The sequence below is a fragment of the Serratia sp. EC4 genome (assembly GCF_059652115.1).
On record NZ_JBNIDE010000005.1, the window covers coordinates 50,544 to 67,250 of the forward strand.

16 protein-coding genes are annotated in these 16,707 nt (G+C 60.5%); 12 read left to right on the plus strand and 4 right to left on the minus strand.

Annotated features, from left to right (window positions below):
- Window positions 1–451 precede the first annotated feature (451 nt).
- From gcvT to ACP39K_RS16295, 4 genes are all read left to right on the plus strand, one after another.
- Window positions 452–1,549 carry a glycine cleavage system aminomethyltransferase GcvT gene (gene gcvT, locus ACP39K_RS16280; protein WP_033639449.1) on the plus strand — a complete coding sequence of 366 codons (1,098 nt, stop codon included), beginning with the start codon at window positions 452–454 and terminating at the stop codon, window positions 1,547–1,549.
- A gap of 44 nt (window positions 1,550–1,593) precedes the next feature.
- Window positions 1,594–1,980: a glycine cleavage system protein GcvH gene (gcvH, locus tag ACP39K_RS16285; RefSeq protein WP_016930003.1), complete on the plus strand. Its 387-nt coding sequence runs from the start codon at window positions 1,594–1,596 to the stop codon at window positions 1,978–1,980.
- 92 nt (window positions 1,981–2,072) lie between these two features.
- Window positions 2,073–4,952, plus strand: coding sequence for an aminomethyl-transferring glycine dehydrogenase (gcvP, locus tag ACP39K_RS16290; RefSeq protein ID WP_004931634.1), 2,880 nt, complete (start codon window positions 2,073–2,075; stop codon window positions 4,950–4,952).
- Between the two features lie 108 nt (window positions 4,953–5,060).
- Window positions 5,061–6,026 (plus strand): quinone oxidoreductase family protein, encoded by a 966-nt coding sequence (locus ACP39K_RS16295; RefSeq protein ID WP_048797028.1) that lies wholly within the window; start codon window positions 5,061–5,063, stop codon window positions 6,024–6,026.
- 10 nt (window positions 6,027–6,036) lie between these two features.
- On the opposite strand, the gene ACP39K_RS16300 is transcribed toward ACP39K_RS16295, so the two are convergent.
- From ACP39K_RS16300 to ACP39K_RS16310, 3 genes are read right to left on the minus strand one after another with little or no spacing between them, the layout of a single operon-like run.
- Window positions 6,037–6,564 carry a GNAT family N-acetyltransferase gene (locus ACP39K_RS16300; protein ID WP_028127694.1) on the minus strand — a complete coding sequence of 176 codons (528 nt, stop codon included), beginning with the start codon at window positions 6,562–6,564 and terminating at the stop codon, window positions 6,037–6,039.
- Window positions 6,564–7,982: an ATP-binding protein gene (locus ACP39K_RS16305; protein WP_033639452.1), complete on the minus strand. Its 1,419-nt coding sequence runs from the start codon at window positions 7,980–7,982 to the stop codon at window positions 6,564–6,566. Before ACP39K_RS16305 ends, ACP39K_RS16300 begins: the two co-directional genes overlap by 1 nt.
- A gap of 4 nt (window positions 7,983–7,986) precedes the next feature.
- On the minus strand, window positions 7,987–8,646 hold the full coding sequence (locus ACP39K_RS16310) for a response regulator (RefSeq protein ID WP_016929999.1): 660 nt from the start codon (window positions 8,644–8,646) through the stop codon (window positions 7,987–7,989).
- Between the two features lie 189 nt (window positions 8,647–8,835).
- On the opposite strand from ACP39K_RS16310, the gene ACP39K_RS16315 reads away from it, so the two are divergent.
- From ACP39K_RS16315 to ACP39K_RS16325, 3 genes are all read left to right on the plus strand, one after another.
- Window positions 8,836–9,069: a hypothetical protein gene (locus ACP39K_RS16315; RefSeq protein WP_016929998.1), complete on the plus strand. Its 234-nt coding sequence runs from the start codon at window positions 8,836–8,838 to the stop codon at window positions 9,067–9,069.
- Between the two features lie 96 nt (window positions 9,070–9,165).
- On the plus strand, window positions 9,166–9,912 hold the full coding sequence (locus tag ACP39K_RS16320; protein WP_497008685.1) for an SDR family oxidoreductase: 747 nt from the start codon (window positions 9,166–9,168) through the stop codon (window positions 9,910–9,912).
- A 224-nt stretch (window positions 9,913–10,136) separates the two neighbouring features.
- Window positions 10,137–10,457, plus strand: coding sequence for a BrnA antitoxin family protein (locus ACP39K_RS16325; protein WP_497008686.1), 321 nt, complete (start codon window positions 10,137–10,139; stop codon window positions 10,455–10,457).
- A gap of 224 nt (window positions 10,458–10,681) precedes the next feature.
- Here ACP39K_RS16325 and ACP39K_RS16330 read toward each other — a convergent pair whose 3' ends face one another.
- Complete coding sequence (locus tag ACP39K_RS16330; RefSeq protein WP_169540627.1) at window positions 10,682–11,326, minus strand: GntR family transcriptional regulator; 645 nt, start codon at window positions 11,324–11,326, stop codon at window positions 10,682–10,684.
- 162 nt (window positions 11,327–11,488) lie between these two features.
- Between ACP39K_RS16330 and ACP39K_RS16335 the strand changes: the two genes are divergently transcribed.
- From ACP39K_RS16335 to ACP39K_RS16355, 5 genes are all read left to right on the plus strand, one after another.
- On the plus strand, window positions 11,489–12,202 hold the full coding sequence (locus tag ACP39K_RS16335; RefSeq protein ID WP_048797030.1) for a DUF2848 domain-containing protein: 714 nt from the start codon (window positions 11,489–11,491) through the stop codon (window positions 12,200–12,202).
- The gene (locus ACP39K_RS16340; protein WP_497008687.1) at window positions 12,202–13,548 is read left to right on the plus strand and encodes an amidase; all 1,347 of its coding nucleotides are present in this window, start codon (window positions 12,202–12,204) and stop codon (window positions 13,546–13,548) included. Before ACP39K_RS16335 ends, ACP39K_RS16340 begins: the two co-directional genes overlap by 1 nt.
- A 49-nt stretch (window positions 13,549–13,597) precedes the next feature.
- Window positions 13,598–14,251 (plus strand): DUF4286 family protein, encoded by a 654-nt coding sequence (locus tag ACP39K_RS16345; RefSeq protein ID WP_016929991.1) that lies wholly within the window; start codon window positions 13,598–13,600, stop codon window positions 14,249–14,251.
- The gene (locus ACP39K_RS16350) at window positions 14,248–15,573 is read left to right on the plus strand and encodes an MFS transporter (protein WP_048797032.1); all 1,326 of its coding nucleotides are present in this window, start codon (window positions 14,248–14,250) and stop codon (window positions 15,571–15,573) included. The genes ACP39K_RS16345 and ACP39K_RS16350 overlap by 4 nt, the downstream gene beginning before the upstream one ends.
- Before the next feature lie 311 nt (window positions 15,574–15,884).
- The gene (locus ACP39K_RS16355; RefSeq protein ID WP_016929989.1) at window positions 15,885–16,703 is read left to right on the plus strand and encodes a DeoR/GlpR family DNA-binding transcription regulator; all 819 of its coding nucleotides are present in this window, start codon (window positions 15,885–15,887) and stop codon (window positions 16,701–16,703) included.
- The last annotated feature ends 4 nt before the right edge of the window (window positions 16,704–16,707 follow it).

Sequence of the window (16,707 nt, forward strand, 5' to 3'; positions counted from 1 at the left end):
GTTTCCTTATATAACCCCTCATTTGAAATAATCTAATTTCAGCCGCTTTTTATCATTACTTTTTCTAATTCCATGTTCGGTTATCAAAAGTCAGGATCCCATGTGCGGCCATAGGTTTGTTATATAAGTTCGGTGTTTTGCCGCTTTAATTGTTAATTTTGTGCCTTAAGGCGCATTTTTCCAGTGAAAAACTCTGCACACTAGCCCGGCGTTTTACCGCCCGGGAACGGCGATGAGCCTATTTTAACTTATGGTTAATGTGGTCGTTCGGTGATAAGTTCGAGGGAAAGGTATCGTTTGCGTCACGGCGGTTGCACGCAGTTTCCGCCCGTCCCGGCGCAGCATTTGTGTTGAGCAGTCAGTGCGCCATGGCGATCGGGCCGCGAGCCAGTCTCCGCCGCATTGCGTGGCAGCACCCTAACTTCTAGCGACGAGTGGAAAGAGGGAAAAGATGGCAAAGCAAACCCCACTGTACGACCAGCACGTGGCGTGCGGTGCGCGCATGGTAGACTTTCACGGCTGGATGATGCCGCTGCACTACGGCTCGCAGCTCGATGAGCACCACGCGGTGCGTCAGGATGCCGGCATGTTCGACGTGTCTCACATGACCATTGTGGATCTGCACGGCGCCCGCACCCGCGAGTTCCTGCGCTACCTGCTGGCGAACGACGTCGCCAAACTGACCCAACCCGGCAAAGCGCTGTACACCGGCATGCTGAACGCCTCCGGCGGCGTGATCGACGACCTGATCGTTTATTTCCTCACTGAAGACTATTTCCGCCTGGTGGTGAACTCCGCCACCCGCGACAAAGACCTGGCCTGGATCGAAGAGCACGCCGCGCCGTATGGCGTCGCGCTGACGGTGCGCGACGATCTGGCGCTGATCGCGGTGCAGGGCCCGCAGGCCAAAGAGCGCGCCGGCACCCTGTTCACCCCGGAACAAAAAAGCGCGGTCGAAGGCATGAAGCCGTTCTTCGGCGTGCAGGCCGGCGAGCTGTTCATCGCCACCACCGGTTACACCGGCGAGGCCGGCTATGAGATCGCGCTGCCGAAAGAGCAGGCGGCGGATTTCTGGCAAAAATTGCTGGCCGCGGGCGTCAAGCCGGCCGGTCTGGGCGCGCGCGACACGCTGCGTCTGGAAGCGGGCATGAACCTCTACGGGCAAGAGATGGATGAAGGCGTTTCGCCGCTGGCCGCCAACATGGGCTGGACCATCGCCTGGCAGCCGGAAGATCGCCGTTTCATCGGCCGCGAAGCGCTGGAGCAACAGCGCGAGCAGGGCACCGAGCAACTGGTCGGCTTGATCATGACGGAAAAAGGCGTATTACGTAATGAGCTGCCGGTGCGTTTCACCGACGCGGCGGGGCAAACCCGCGAAGGCGTGATCACCAGCGGTTCGTTCTCCCCGACGCTGGGCTTCAGCATCGCGCTGGCGCGTGTGCCGGCGGGCATCGGCGAGCAGGCTATCGTGCAGATCCGCAACCGCGAGATGCCGGTCAAAGTGACCAAGCCCGGTTTCGTTCGCGCCGGCAAGCCGCTGGCAAATTAATTTTTATTGATTGATTTTTTATTTCTTCGAAGGAGTAACCGGCGATGAGCAATGTGCCAACAGAATTGAAATACGCATCCTCCCACGAGTGGGTTCGTTCAGAAGGTAACGGCGTTTACACCGTAGGCATCACCGAACACGCGCAGGAACTGCTGGGCGATATGGTGTTTGTCGATCTGCCGGAAGTGGGCCGCACAGTCGCCGCCGGTGAAGATTGCGCCGTGGCGGAATCCGTCAAGGCGGCGTCGGACATTTACGCACCAATCAGCGGTGAAATCGTGGCGGTGAACGGCGAGCTGGAAAGCTCCCCGGAGCTGGTGAACAGCGAACCTTACGGTGACGGCTTCCTGTTCCAGATTAAAGCCTCCGACGAAGGCGAGCTGGCGAACCTGCTGGACGCCGCGGCTTATCAGGCCTCGATCGACGAGTAATCGTGCCCACGCCCCAGGCCTTTCGGCCGGGGCGTTTTAGTTACCGTTCAAGCTATATCCCGTATCACGCAAGCATTCAGGAATTTGTAGCAATGACTCAGACACTCAGCCAACTCGAACACAGCGAAGCGTTCATCGAACGCCACATCGGCTCTTCTGCGGAACAACGCCAGGAGTTGCTGGCAGCGGTGGGCGCTCGCTCGCTCAGCGCGCTGATCCAACAGATCGTGCCGGCGGACATTCAGCTGCCGGGGCCGCCGCCGGTTGGCGACGCGGCGACCGAACACCAGGCGCTGGCTGAGCTGAAGGCGATCGCCTCGCAGAATCAGCGCTACAAATCCTATATCGGCATGGGCTACAGCGCCGTGCTGACGCCGCCGGTGATCCTGCGCAACATGCTGGAAAACCCGGGCTGGTACACCGCTTACACCCCTTATCAGCCGGAAGTGTCGCAGGGCCGTCTGGAAGCGCTGCTGAACTTCCAGACCGTGACCCTCGATCTGACCGGCCTGGATCTGGCCTCCGCATCGCTGCTGGATGAAGCGACCGCCGCCGCCGAGGCGATGGCGTTGGCCAAACGCGCCAGCAAGCTGAAAGACGCCAACCGCTTCTTCGTGGCTGACGACGTGCATCCGCAGACGCTGGACGTGGTGCGCACCCGCGCCGAAACCTTCGGCTTCGACGTCATCGTCGATAAAGCGGAAAAAGTGCTGGAGCTGGACGGCGTGTTCGGCGTGTTGCTGCAGCAGGTGGGCACCACCGGTGAACTGCACGACTACAGCGCGCTGCTGGCCGAACTGAAATCGCGCAAAATCATCACCAGCGTGGCCGCCGACATCATGGCCCTGGTGCTGCTGACCGCGCCGGGCAAGCAGGGCGCCGACGTGGTGTTCGGCTCCGCGCAGCGCTTCGGCGTGCCGATGGGCTACGGCGGCCCGCATGCCGCCTTCTTCGCCTGCCGCGACGAGTTCAAGCGTTCGATGCCGGGCCGCATCATCGGCGTTTCCCGCGATGCCGCCGGCAACACCGCGCTGCGCATGGCGATGCAGACCCGCGAGCAGCATATCCGCCGCGAGAAGGCCAACTCGAATATCTGTACTTCGCAGGTGCTGCTGGCCAACATCGCCAGCCTGTATGCGGTGTATCACGGCCCGCAAGGGCTGCAGCGCATCGCCGGGCGCATCCATCGCCTGACCGACATTCTGGCCGCCGGGCTGCAGAAGGCCGGCCTGACGCTGCGCCACAACACCTGGTTCGACACCCTGACCGTTGAAGTGAAAGACAAGGCCGCCGTGCTGGAGCGCGCGCTGAGCTTCGGCATCAACCTGCGTACCGACATCCACGGCGCCGTGGGCATCACGCTGGATGAAGCCACCTCGCGTGAAGACGTGCAAACGCTGTTCGCACTGCTGGCCGGCGACAATCACGGTCTGGACATCGACGCGTTGGACGCGGCGGTGAGCAAAAACAGTCAATCGATCCCGGCCGCCATGCTGCGACAGGATCCGATCCTGACCCACCCGGTATTCAACCGCTATCACAGCGAAACCGAGATGATGCGTTACATGCATCGCTTGGAGCGTAAGGATCTGGCGCTGAACCAGGCGATGATCCCGCTGGGTTCTTGCACCATGAAATTGAACGCCGCGGCGGAAATGATCCCGATCACCTGGCCTGAATTCTCCGAACTGCACCCGTTCTGCCCGCCGGAGCAGGCTGCCGGTTACCAACAGATGATCGGCCAACTGTCTCAGTGGCTGGTGCAGCTGACCGGCTATGACGCGGTGTGCATGCAGCCGAACTCCGGCGCGCAGGGCGAATACGCCGGCCTGCTGGCGATCCGCCGCTACCACGAAAGCCGCAACGAAGCGGGCCGTCACGTCTGCCTGATCCCGAGCTCGGCGCACGGCACCAACCCGGCCTCCGCCCAGATGGCGGGCATGAGCGTGGTCGTGGTCGCCTGCGACAAGAACGGCAACATCGATCTGCACGATCTGCGCGTCAAGGCGGAGCAGGCAGGCGAAGAACTCTCTTGCATCATGGTGACCTACCCGTCGACCCACGGCGTGTATGAAGAAACCATCCGTGAAGTGTGCCAGATCGTGCATCAGTTCGGCGGTCAGGTGTATCTGGACGGCGCCAACATGAACGCCCAGGTGGGCATCACCACGCCGGGCTACATCGGCGCGGATGTTTCGCACCTCAACCTGCATAAAACCTTCTGCATCCCGCACGGCGGCGGCGGCCCGGGCATGGGCCCTATCGGCGTGAAAGCGCACCTGGCGCCGTTCGTACCGGGCCACAGCGTCGTGCAGATCGACGGCGTAACCACCCAGCAGGGCGCGGTCTCCGCGGCGCCGTTCGGCAGCGCCTCCATCCTGCCGATCAGCTGGATGTACATCCGCATGATGGGCGCGGAAGGCCTGAAGCAGGCCAGCCAGATGGCGATCCTGAACGCCAACTACATCGCCACCCGTCTGAAAGACGCGTATCCGATTCTGTATACCGGCCGCGATCACCGCGTGGCGCACGAATGCATCCTCGACATTCGTCCGCTGAAGGAAGAGACCGGCATCAGCGAAATGGACATCGCCAAGCGGCTGATTGACTTCGGCTTCCACGCGCCGACCATGTCGTTCCCGGTGGCGGGCACGCTGATGGTCGAGCCGACCGAGTCGGAAAGCAAAGTGGAGCTGGATCGCTTTATCGATGCGATGCTGGCGATCCGCAGCGAGATCGACCGCGTCGCCAAAGGCGAATGGCCGCTGGAAGACAACCCGCTGGTGAATGCGCCGCACGTGCAGGCGGAGCTGGTCAACGACTGGCAGCACCCGTACAGCCGCGAGCTGGCGGTGTTCCCGGTGGCCGGCGTACGCGAGAACAAGTACTGGCCGAGCGTTAAGCGTCTGGACGACGTGTACGGCGACCGTAACCTGTTCTGCTCTTGCGTGCCGATGAGCGATTACGAATAACACGTTCGGCAAAGTTTGTGTTCGGGGGACACCGCATCATGCGGTGTCCCTTTTTATTTTATAGCGGCCTATTCTTTCCTGTACGTTCCCACGATTTGAGGAGTCACCATGCAAGCGGCAATCGTAACAGCGCTGGGGCAAGCCCCGGTTTTCGGCACCTTTGAGGAGCCCCAGGCGCAGGCGAATGAAGTGCCGATCGACGTTCTGGCGGCCGGCATCAAACAGCTGGATCGCGCCACCGTCGCCGGCACCCACTATTCCAGCCCGAAGCAATTGCCGATAGTGCCCGGCACCGACGGCGTGGGCCGTACGGCGGACGGAAAACGGGTGTACTTTGCCTCCTTCCGCCGTCCTTACGGTGCGATGGCTGAGCGCAGCGTCGCGTCATGGACGGTGCCGGTGCCGGAGGCGGTGGACGACGCCACGGCGGCAGCGCTGATCAATCCGGCCTTCGCCGCCTGGCTGCCGCTGCGTTGGCGGGCGGATCTGCAGCCCGGTGAAACGGTGCTGATCATCGGCGCCACCGGCACCTCAGGCAAGCTGGCGGTTGCCGCGGCGCGTCAGGCAGGGGCAGGGCGTATCGTTGCCGCCGGCCGTCGGCTGAGCGTGCTGGAAGCGTTGGGCGTGGATGCCACGGTAGATCTGAGCCTGCAGGGCGAGGCGCTGACGCAGGCCTTCGCGGCGGCGGCGGGGCCGGGCGGTTATCAGGTGATCGTCGATTACATCTGGGGGCCGGCGACCGAAGCGCTGCTCGCGACCCTCAATAATCACGATCTCTCGTCTTACGCCGGCGGACGCGGCATTCGCTTGGTCAACGTCGGTTCGATGGCCGCGCCGGACATCCGGCTGCCGGCGGCGGTGTTGCGCAGCAATCAGCTGCAGATCCTCGGCAGCGGCACCGGCAACTTCCCGCCGATCCCGGAAATGCAGCGCTACGCGACCGAGATTCTGACGCTGGCGGCGACCGGAGCGCTCACTATCGAGACGCAGGAACACGCGTTGGCGGAGATCGCCGAGGTGTGGGATCTGAACAAGAAAAGTGACGTGCGTTCGGTGATACGCATCGCCCGTTAAGCCCCGGCCGTTAGCGGCAAGGGCAGACCAGATGAATATCCTCCGGCTCACGGGCGAACAATTCCGTATCCGGCTGTTCGATGAGTCGGCACCCTTGCGCCAGATAGAAGTCTACGGTGCTTTTATTGGGGATGGAGGAGACATACAGCCCGGCGGCGCCGTCTTGCGCCGCCTGACGCAGGCAGAGCTGGAACAGCTGCCTGCCTAACCCCTGGCCGCGTTTGTGCGCGCTGACGTAAAAGAACAGCAGCTGGCGCAGATCCCGCTGTGGGCCGCGCGGTTCGGTGTCCAGCGCCGCCGCCGCCGCGATCTCCTCGCCTTCGAACAGCGCGAAGAACGCCCCGCCGCGATCGAAGCACGCTTCGTGGATCGGCGTATAGGTTTCCCGATCGTGCGGATCCCAGCCGCGTACATCGTAGTAGTCCGGGTAGGGGTGCAACTTGCCGTCCTGCAGGCGATACAGAGTGTCGATAATTTCGCTGCGGTCGATATCCCATAGCCGGTCGAGTTGCTGCCGTTGCAGCAGAACAGGGGCAATCATGGTCGTGGTTCACTCTCAGTCTGTGGCCGGTAACTTTCCGGCAAATCGATGATGAAGCCGATGCCGCGATCGTCGAGGCCTTCGGTGACGCGCAGCTGCGCGCCGATTTTGTCGGCCAGGTTGCGGGCGATGGCCAATCCGAGCCCGCTGCCGGTTTGCTGCGTGCCGGGCACGCGGTAAAAGCGCTCAAACAGGCGGGAACGGTGTTCTTCGCTTACTCCTGGGCCGTTGTCGCGCAACGTAATATAGCAGCCGAGCGGCGCCAGCGAGCGGATATTGGCTTCGATGCGGCTGCCGGGCGGCGCGTATTTGAGCGCATTGTCCAGCAGATTGGTGAAGATGGCGATCAGCGCACGGCGATCGGTGCTCACCACCACATCCTCGCTGCCGTCGAGCGACAGTTCCACATCCTTTTCCAATGCATAGGGAACGTGCTGCGCGATGCATTTGCCAATTTCGGCGTAGATGTCCACCGCCTCAATCTTCAGCGGAAAATCTTCCGCCTCCAGCTTGGCCAGGTTGATCAGCTGGCGTGACAGCGACGCCGCGCGATCCAGCCCTTGCTGCATGTCGCCGATGATCTCCCGGCGCTCCTGCTGCTCGGTGACCTGGGTCAGCAAATGCAGCTGCGCCAGCACGGCGGCGATCGGCGTGCGCAGTTCGTGCGCGGCGTCGGCCATAAACCGTTTCTCGCGCTGATTGGCGGCGTCGATGCGCGCCATCAGTTTGTTGACCTCCATCACCACCGGCCGGATTTCCTGATACTGCTCGCTGACGTTGATCGGCGACAGGTTGCCAGGCTGGCGATCGGAGATGGTGCGGGCGATCTGGCGCAGCGGCCGCAGGCTGAAATAGGCGGTAAACAGCAAGGTGACGATGATGGCCGCCAGAATGCCCAGCAGCGGTACGGCGGTGCTCTCCGCCGGATTGCCGAACAGCGTGGTGCGATCGTTGAACGATTCGCCGACGATCACCCGGTACTGGCGCTTTTCGCTCCAGCTGCCGGCGAGATGCCAGTTAGCGCCGGCGTAATTGACGGAACCGGACAGCACCGAAGGCGGCAGGCGCAGCGGCTCTCCCTGCGTTTGCGAACTGTAAAGCACCCGGTTGTCTCGATCGTAAACCACAAACAGCGGGTGATAGTCGATTTCATCCTGCATGCCGTTATTGATGGAATCAATGTACATGCCTTCAATGGTCTTGATGATGCCGCGGTAATCGATATTGTCAGTGCCTGTTTCGTCGAGAATATTGGCGATGCCTGCAGCGACGATGCGTTGCTGGTTATCGAAATATTTCTCCATGTCGGGGTAATACCAATATTTCACCCAGGCGACGAGGAGCCCCCACAATAATAAAATGGCCAGCACCTGGAAAATAATGGTGCGCATAAAGAAGGATTTGAAACCGATCATTCCGCTACTCTTTCTTCAGCAAATAGCCAATGCCGCGTACGGTAATCACTCTTTCTTTACCGATCTTGCGCCGTAAATTATGCATGTGCACTTCCAGCGAGTTGCTTTCCACGCTATCGCCGTGGCCGAACAGCCGCTGTTCCAACACCGCTTTGCGCACCACGGTGCCGGCGCAACGCATCAGTTCGTGCAGCAGGTGATACTCTTTTTTCGACAGCATCAGCAATTCGTTATCCAGCATGACCTGATGGTTGACCGGATCGAGATACAGCGCGCCGAGGCTCCAGGTTTGTGACGCGAAGCCCGCCATGCGCCGGTTGACCGCCTTGACGCGCGAGATGAGTTCGGGCAGCGCAAAGGGTTTGGCCAGAAAGTCGTCCGCGCCGGAGTCCAGGCTGTTCACCAGGCTTTCAATGCGGTCGCGGGCGGTCAGGATGATGATCGGGATATTTTGCCCGGCGGCGCGCCAGGCGATCAGCTTCTGCAAACCGTCGCCGTCCGGCAGCGTGAGATCCAGCAGCATCAGATCGAATCCGCCGGATGAAAGTTTATTTTCCGCGTCGGCGATCAGGCGCACCCAGCACAAATTAAAGCCGGCCAGCTCCAATGCGCGGCACAGCGCCTTGCCTAATTGCAGGTCGTCTTCCACCAACAGTATGTTCACGTTATTTCCGCTGAGATCCTTGAGTCGCGCTTATCTAACTATAACGCTGACGGGAAGACAACGGGGAAACCTGCTCGGCCTGCGCGTTCTTAAGCAAACCTTAATCTGGCTTTAATCTCGCGTTAAGGGAGCGCGGAAGAATTTCAGTTATTTTGCTGCCATTCGAAATTATGGCTGGGGGAGCGAAACATGCAGACTGAAGGTTTCCCGAACGCGGGCGCCTCGCGGCGGCTGATGTATTCAAGCGTTGCGATGCTGCTCGTTCTGTTGCTGTTGTCTTTTCGCGGCGATGCGCAGAGCCATAGCCACGGCGGCCATCATGCTTCCGCTTTGCAGCGGGTGCATCAGGCGGCGGCGACGGATGCTTACGGCTGCGCCAAGTCGCGCATTAAAAAGCAGCTGCGCCGCCTGGCTCAGCTTTGAAGCGGTTTTTAGGGAGCCACTCTATACTCTGACGGGCATACGGGGCGCCTGCGCGCAGGCCGCTGTGTTGATATCGCTAACCAGAGAAAAAACAGTATGACGAAAGTGGCATTGGTGACCGGCGCAAGCCGGGGGATTGGCCGCGCGACCGCCTTGCTGCTGGCCCGGCAGGGCTATGCGGTGGGTGTGAATTACCTGCGTGACGAAAATGCGGCGCGCCAGGTGGTGGCGGAGATCGAGGCGCAGGGCGGTAAGGCGCTGGCGCTGCAGGCCGATGTGGCCGATGAAGCGCAGGTGATGGCGATGTTCAGGGCGCTGGATGCCGGGCTGGGCACGCTCAGCGCGCTGGTCAACAACGCCGGCATTCTGTTCCGGCAGGCGAACATTGAACAGTTGACCGCCGAGCGCATCAATCAGGTGCTCGGTACCAACGTCACCGGTTACTTCCTGTGTTGCCGCGAGGCGGTGAAACGCATGGCGCAGCGTCATGGCGGGCAGGGCGGCGCTATCGTCAATGTGTCTTCCGCCGCTTCTCGTTTAGGCGCGCCGGGGGAGTACGTGGATTATGCCGCCTCGAAAGGCGCCGTCGATTCGTTGACCATCGGGCTATCGCTGGAGGTGGCGGCGCAGGGCATCCGCGTCAACGGCGTACGGCCCGGATTCATCTATACCGAGATGCACGCCAGCGGCGGCGAGCCCGGCCGGGTGGATCGCGTGAAGGACAGTTTACCGATGCAGCGCGGCGGGCAGCCGCAGGAAGTTGCGGAGGCGATCGCTTGGCTGCTGTCTGACGCTGCGTCTTACGTGACCGGTACTTTTATCGAGGCAGCAGGCGGGCGTTGAATGCATGAGGGGGTTTTGACATCCCGTCGTGCGGAGTGTATTTTGATTAAATAACAATCAAAATGTAGTTACAAAAATGTATGTTTATTTTGAATGGAATCAGGATAAAAATCACAGCAACCAGCGCAAACACCATGTCAGTTTTGAGATAGCGCAACGGGTTTTTCTGGATCCCAACCATTTCATTTCAGCACGCAAGGCCGATGCCAAAGAGAGGGGAAGATATGAAGCGCAAAAATTCCGCCAAAAATCTGGCCCATAGCGTACTCCCGCCGTTGACGGAGGAGCAGAAAGCGCAAATTGCTTCACTGAATGCGTTGCCGGACGAGGACATCGATTATGCCGATGCGCCGGCGCTGGGGGAAGAAACAACGTGGCAGACTGCGGTTCAGGGGCGTTTTTATAAGCCGATGAAAGTATCGAAGACCATCCGAATCGATGCGGATGTGTTGGCCTGGCTTCAGCGACCAGGCAAAGGCTATCAGAAACGCCTGAACGCCGTGTTGCGTGAGGCGATGTTGAAAGAGCATGAGCACGAGGAATAATGTGTGTCAGGCGGCTAACGATCCGGTGAGATTCTCACCGGATTTTTTTGCTGTTTTTTAAGGCAACACCTGCCAACGTCGGCCACCTCTCGATGGAGCTCGATCAAAACTATAAAAACGGTCATTCCGCGGAGCGTGAAATATGACCGTTTACCGTTTATCTCCTGCTCATCGGCAGAACAGGGTCATCATAACTCTTCCCGGTAATATCCTGCGCCGCGGGGTTACCCGTCGTGCAGCAGCGCAGTGCGGAATGACAGGATATGCGCCTGCGCGGCCTCGGCGGCGGCGGCGCTGTCTTGTGCGGCCAGCGCGGCGATAATTGCCCGGTGTTCGTCGATCACTTCGCGCATATGTCCTTCCCGCGACAGGGTGCTGGCCCAAAAACGCTGCGCCCTGGCGTGCAGTACACTCAGGATATCCGCCAGCATGTTATTGCCGGCGATCTGCGCCAGTTCCTGGTGAAATTCATGGTCGAGTGTCATCATGCGCACCCTATCTCGCTCCTGGCTCGCGGCTTCGATTTGCCGATTGAGTTCGGTCAGCGTCGCTATCTGCCTCTCGGTAATCTTCTGGCTTGCCAGCCGCATACACAGCATCTCGTTAGCCAGCCTTACTTCGATCAATTCCAACGCATCGTCCATCGACAACGGTGAAACCATCACGCCTTTGCGCGGGATGACCTGCAATAACCCCTCGTTGGCCAAGCGGTGGATTGCCTGATTGATCGGCGTTCTACCCATATCCAGGTCGTTCATCACCTGCGCGGTATTGAGATATTCGCCCGGCTTGTAGCTGAGTGTGACCAGCGCCTGTTTGAAACGCCGGTAGGCCAGCTCGTTCAGTGACACGCCGGCTTCTTCCGTCATCGGGCGCTGCGGGCTTTCTGCGTCAACAGTCTTCACGTTTTGCTCCTGCAAGAAGAAAGTTTTTAGACATAGTACACAAAAACATGGCATGGAAATCGCTTATTTGGTAACTAAAGATATAGTGAAATTTCACAGTGTTTTAACAAAAGGGGCGAAACTGCCATGAGACTGACCTTCACTTTACCTGAATCCTGCGGCGCGGCGACGTTGAATGTTGAGATTGATCATCTGGTGATCGCCGGTTGGACCGGACGCGATCGCGAGGCGATCTTGCACCATATTCGTGAATTGGCCGAGCTGGGCGTGCCCCAGCCCAGTGCAATCCCCCTGTTTTACCGCGTTGCCGCCAATCAGTTGAGCCAGCAAGAGACCATTGAAGTCATTGGCAACGCGACGTCCGGCGAAGTGGAGCCGCTGATTTTTGCCCACCGCGGCGAACTGTTCGTGTCATTGGCGTCCGATCACACCGATCGTCAACTCGAAGCGCACAGCGTGGCGCTGTCGAAACAGATTTGCGTTAAACCGGTGGCGCGAGTCGCCTGGCCGCTGCAGGAGGTGTTGGAACATTGGGACAGTTTGATCTTGCGTTCGTGGATCAGAGAAGAGGGCGAATGGCGATTGTATCAACAGGGCTGCCTTGCCGCGTTGCGTACGCCCGGTGATTTGCTGGAACGTTACTTCACCGGTATGCAGCCGCCGGAGTGCGGGCTGGCGCAGCCGCAAACACCCGACGGGTTGGCGATGACTTGCGGCACGGTGGCGGCGATCGGCGGCATTCGGCCGGCTGGCGAGTTTCGCATGGAACTGGTGGACGACGTGCTCGGGCGAACCATCAGTCATCGCTACCGCAGCATCGAACTGCCGGTGGTGGCGTAATGAAAAAGCTGACTTTGATGCAGGCCACCGCCGGGCTGGCTAGCGGTGAGCTCACCGCAGTGCAACTCACCGCCGCCGCTTTGGCGCAGATCGTCGATGAGCGGGGAGAGGGGGGGCGCGCATTTACGCGAACCTACACCGAGTGGGCGCAACGGCAAGCGCAGGCCTCCGATCGGCGACGCGCCGCCGGCTCGCCTCTGTCGGCGCTGGATGGCGTGCCGATCTCGGTCAAGGATCTGTTTGACGTGGCCGGTGAGGTGACTACGGCCGGTTCGCGCGTATTAGCGGACGCGTCAGCCGCTGAAAAACACGCTGCGGTAGTGGAACGGCTGTTGCAAGCCGGCGCGGTGGTGGTTGGCAAAACGACGATGACGGAGTTCGCCTATTCCGGTCTGGGCATCAATCCGCATTACGGGACGCCGGCCAATCCTTGGGAGCGCCAGGCGGCGCGCATTCCCGGCGGCTCCTCTTCCGGTGCGGCGGTGGCGGTGGCCGACGGCATGTGCCTGGGCGCGATTGGCAGCGATACCGGCGGGTCGGTACGCATTCCCGCCGCGCTGTGCGGGTTGACCGGTTATAAACCCACTGCACGGCGCATCAATGACGCCGGCTTACTGCCGCTGTCGCCTTCGCTGGATTCGATCGGCGTGATCGCTCATGACGTCGCCAGCTGTATTGCGCTGGATGCACTGATTGCCGACTGCCCACTGCGGGTGCCGCAAAAAACGTTGGCGCAGGCGCATTTTGCCGTGCCGCAAGCGGTGGTGCTGGATGAACTGCAGCCGGAAGTCGCCGGGGCGTTCCAGCGCAGCCTGCAATGCCTGAGTCAGGCAGGCGCACGTATTGAATTTATCCCCGCCACGGCGTTCGCCGAGCTGGCGGCGATCAATGCCGACGGCGGTTTCACTGCGCTGGAGTCCTGGCGCTGGCATCAAGCGTTGATCGCTGAACGGGCCGATGGCTATGACCCAAGGGTGCTGTCGCGCATTCGCCGCGGCGCATCCTTGGGCGACGCCGAGCTGCAGCTGTTGCAGCGACAACGCGCCGGCTGGCAGCGGCGAGTTACGGCGGAGCTGCAGAGTTTTGACGCTTTGCTGATGCCGACCGTGCCGATGATTGCGCCAACTATCGGCGAGCTGGCGGCGGATGATGCCTACTTCCGTTGCAACGGACTGATGCTGCGCAATCCCGCGATCATCAATTTCCTCGACGGTTGCGCGTTGTCCTTGCCTTGCCAACAGCTAGGAGAGGCGCCGGTCGGACTGATGCTGGCTGGGTTGCCGATGCGTGATGAGGCGTTGTTGGGGTGGGCGCTGGCGATCGAACGCTGCCTCGCCGACGCGTGATTTTCCGGTGGGCGCAGGCCTGCCTTTTGAAATGACCAGGAGAATATCCATGAACGATTCCCAGAACGGAATGCTGTTTGTCGCGACGGATGTCGCCACGCAGGATGATGCGGATTTCAATCGCTGGTATGACCGCGAACATGTGGAGGAGCGAGTGCGGGTGCCCGGCTTTTTATCCGGCACCCGCTATCGGGCATTGCAGGGGGGGCGTCAATATTTGGGGTTGTATAAAACCGAATCGTTGGCCAGTTTTACCTCCGAAGCCTATCGCGCCGCGTTTCAACACCAAACGCCATGGTCGGTGGCGAGCCTGGAGAAAATGCGTGATCCAATGCGCAGAGTGTGTGCGGTGGAGGCGGTCACTGGCCAAGGGTGCGGCAGTCATCTCTGTATCTTTGTGCTGCCGTCGGCGGCATCGGAAGCGCTGCATGCCCGCGTCTTGCAATTGGGCGCGCAGCTGGCTGAACAGCCCGGATTCGTGCGCAGCAGCCTGTTGACGCCGGATGCCGAACTCAGTTCCCCGCTGCCGAAAGAATCGCGAGAAAACCGCCGAATGTTGCCGATGCTATTGATCGAAAGCAGCGACGCCGAAGCCGGCCTGCGTTTAAGCGAGCAGGCCGCTGAAGCGCTGAACATGCCCGCCGCCGATGCCTGGCATTATGCCCTTGGCTGGCAACTGACCGCACAGGAGCTGACATCATGAATGCATACACCACTGAAACGGCACAGGCTGCCGCACCGGCCGCAGAAAGCGCCGCCGCACCGCCCAATACCGGCAAACTGGCGGCGGCCAGCTCGATCGGCACGGCGCTGGAATGGTACGATTTCACCGTCTACAACATCATGGCCGCGTTGATTTTCAACCATGTATTCTTCCCATCGTTCGATCCGCTGGTGGGCACGATCCTGGCTTTCTCCACTTATGCGGTGGGTTATGTTTCCCGGCCGATCGGTGGCATCGTATTCGGCCACCTTGGCGATGTGTTGGGACGGCGCTTTGTACTGGTCACCACGCTGGTGATCATGGGCGTGACCACGGCGCTGATGGGATTGCTGCCCGGCTACGCCAGCTGGGGGATTTGGAGCCCGCTGCTGCTGGTGACGCTGCGCTTTATTCAGGGCATTGCGCTGGGCGGAGAATGGGCGGGGGCGGTACTGTTGTCGATGGAACACGGCAAGCCGCATCAGCGCGGGCGCAACGCGTCCTTTGCTCAGGTAGGGCCGTCCTGCGGTTCGTTGATCGGCACAGGCCTCATTACGCTGGTGACGTTGGCGATGTCGGCGGACGATTTCCAGCAATGGGGCTGGCGGATCCCGTTCCTGCTGAGTCTGGTGCTGGTCATCTTCGGTTTGTGGCTGCGCCGGGGTGTGGGTGAGACGCCGGCATTTTTACAACTGGAGGCGTCGAAAGATGTTACGCAGTCGCCGATCCGAGAAGTCTTCACGCAGCACATGCGTCCACTGCTGATCGCCGGCGGATCGCGAATCGGCTCTGACGTGCTCTATGCGTTGGTGGTCGTGTTCACGTTGACCTACGTCACCACCGTGCTGAATCTGCCGCGCCCTCTGGCGCTGGGCGCCACCATGCTGGGGGCGATAGGCAACGCCGTCGCAGTACCGCTGTTCGGCGCGTTGTCGGATCGCTTCGGCCGTCGTCCGGTGTATATCGGCGGTGCATTGGCGGCGATAGTGTGGGCGTTTGCGTTCTTCGTCCTGCTCGACAGCAGTCAACCGGTGTTGATCTGCATGGCTGTGGTGATTGGGCTGTTGATCCATGCGGCGATGTATGGGCCACAGGCGGCATTCATCACGGAACAGTTCCCGACACGGGTGCGTTATGCCGGATCTTCGTTAGCCTATACCTTGGCGGGGATTATCGGTGGCGGCTTTGCCCCGCTGATCATCACTTCTTTGTTTAAATCTTACGACAGCACGCTGGCGATTTCCGCCTATGTCGCGTTGGCTCTGCTTATCACGCTTTGGGCGGTATGGGCGGCGCGGGAAACGGCGCATAAGCCGCTGTAAATAGAACGCCGGGCTACTTTGGGCCCGGCGTTCGGTCAAAACCACACAAACGGTCATTAACGGTCATGCTGCGGAACGTGGAATTGTGACCGTTTACCGTTTCTCGCCAGTCTGCCTCAGATGGTCGCGCATCATAACTGTCTGTTACTCCACACTTTCGTAATTATTCATTTCATTTCCTTCCCGATTTTTTTGACAACTATCACAGCGCGATCGTTGCCCGATCGCGGGGCGATGCGCTTTGCGTCTGCGCGCAAAACGCGGCGCGGCAAATCGATATCGTAATCATCGTCGTGGAGGAGAAAAGAAACATGCTGCCTGTAGAACGTCATCGCTTTATCACCGAAGTCTTGAGCCAGCGCGGCCGCGTGATGGTGCAGGAGGTGGCGCAGCTGTGCCACATCTCTATCGAGACGGCGCGGCGTGATCTGGCCCTGCTTGAACGGCGCGGCCTGCTGCTGCGCAGCCACGGCGGCGCGGTGTTCGTCGAGCCGCCGGCGGCGGAGAAAACCTATGTGCCCGCCGAGATAGACCAGGGGGAATCTTTCCGCCAGCGCAGCAACGAGGCGCCGGAGCAGAAGACGCGCATCGCCAAACGCGCGCTGGAGTTTATCGCGCCGGGGGATTGCCTGCTGCTGGACAGCAGCTCCACCAGCTGGTTTTTGGCGCGCCAGCTGCCGGATATCTCGCTGGTGGTGCTGACCAACTCGCTGCACATCATCCAGACGCTGGCCTGCAAGGCCAACGTGCGCACCATCGGCCTGGGGGGCGAGTATTCCGCCAAGTACGAGGATTTTATCGGCGTGCTGGCGGAGCAGATGCTGAAAGAGTTCGTGATCAACAAGCTGTTCTTCTCCTGCCACGGCATTTGCCAGGACGGCGGCATCCGCGAGAGCAACGAGCACCATGCGCGGTTGAAGCAACAGATGCTGCTGGCCTCGGAGCGCAAGTTCCTGCTGGTGGACAGCAACAAGTTCGGCCGCCGCTCGTTCGCCCGCATTTGCCATTACCGGGAAATAGACACGCTGATCACCGACAGGCTTGGCGACGACGAATTTCGTCAGGAACTGGCCTGGAACAACGTCGACGTGATTGAAGTTTCACCCGCCGCGAAAAGGGCGGCGCGATAACAAC

Excerpts from the sequence above, each read along its gene's own strand:
- ACP39K_RS16330 (WP_169540627.1), bottom strand. The coding sequence starts at position 11,326 with ATGACGGAAGAAGCCGGCGTGTCACTGAACGAGCTGGCCTACCGGCGT.
- gcvP (WP_004931634.1), top strand. The coding sequence starts at position 2,073 with ATGACTCAGACACTCAGCCAACTCGAACACAGCGAAGCGTTCATCGAA.
- ACP39K_RS16335 (WP_048797030.1), top strand. The coding sequence starts at position 11,489 with ATGAGACTGACCTTCACTTTACCTGAATCCTGCGGCGCGGCGACGTTG.
- ACP39K_RS16340 (WP_497008687.1), top strand. The coding sequence starts at position 12,202 with ATGAAAAAGCTGACTTTGATGCAGGCCACCGCCGGGCTGGCTAGCGGT.
- ACP39K_RS16350 (WP_048797032.1), top strand. The coding sequence starts at position 14,248 with ATGAATGCATACACCACTGAAACGGCACAGGCTGCCGCACCGGCCGCA.
- gcvH (WP_016930003.1), top strand. The coding sequence starts at position 1,594 with ATGAGCAATGTGCCAACAGAATTGAAATACGCATCCTCCCACGAGTGG.
- ACP39K_RS16320 (WP_497008685.1), top strand. The coding sequence starts at position 9,166 with ATGACGAAAGTGGCATTGGTGACCGGCGCAAGCCGGGGGATTGGCCGC.
- ACP39K_RS16295 (WP_048797028.1), top strand. The coding sequence starts at position 5,061 with ATGCAAGCGGCAATCGTAACAGCGCTGGGGCAAGCCCCGGTTTTCGGC.
- ACP39K_RS16315 (WP_016929998.1), top strand. The coding sequence starts at position 8,836 with ATGCAGACTGAAGGTTTCCCGAACGCGGGCGCCTCGCGGCGGCTGATG.
- ACP39K_RS16355 (WP_016929989.1), top strand. The coding sequence starts at position 15,885 with ATGCTGCCTGTAGAACGTCATCGCTTTATCACCGAAGTCTTGAGCCAG.
- ACP39K_RS16345 (WP_016929991.1), top strand. The coding sequence starts at position 13,598 with ATGAACGATTCCCAGAACGGAATGCTGTTTGTCGCGACGGATGTCGCC.
- ACP39K_RS16305 (WP_033639452.1), bottom strand. The coding sequence starts at position 7,982 with ATGATCGGTTTCAAATCCTTCTTTATGCGCACCATTATTTTCCAGGTG.
- gcvT (WP_033639449.1), top strand. The coding sequence starts at position 452 with ATGGCAAAGCAAACCCCACTGTACGACCAGCACGTGGCGTGCGGTGCG.
- ACP39K_RS16325 (WP_497008686.1), top strand. The coding sequence starts at position 10,137 with ATGAAGCGCAAAAATTCCGCCAAAAATCTGGCCCATAGCGTACTCCCG.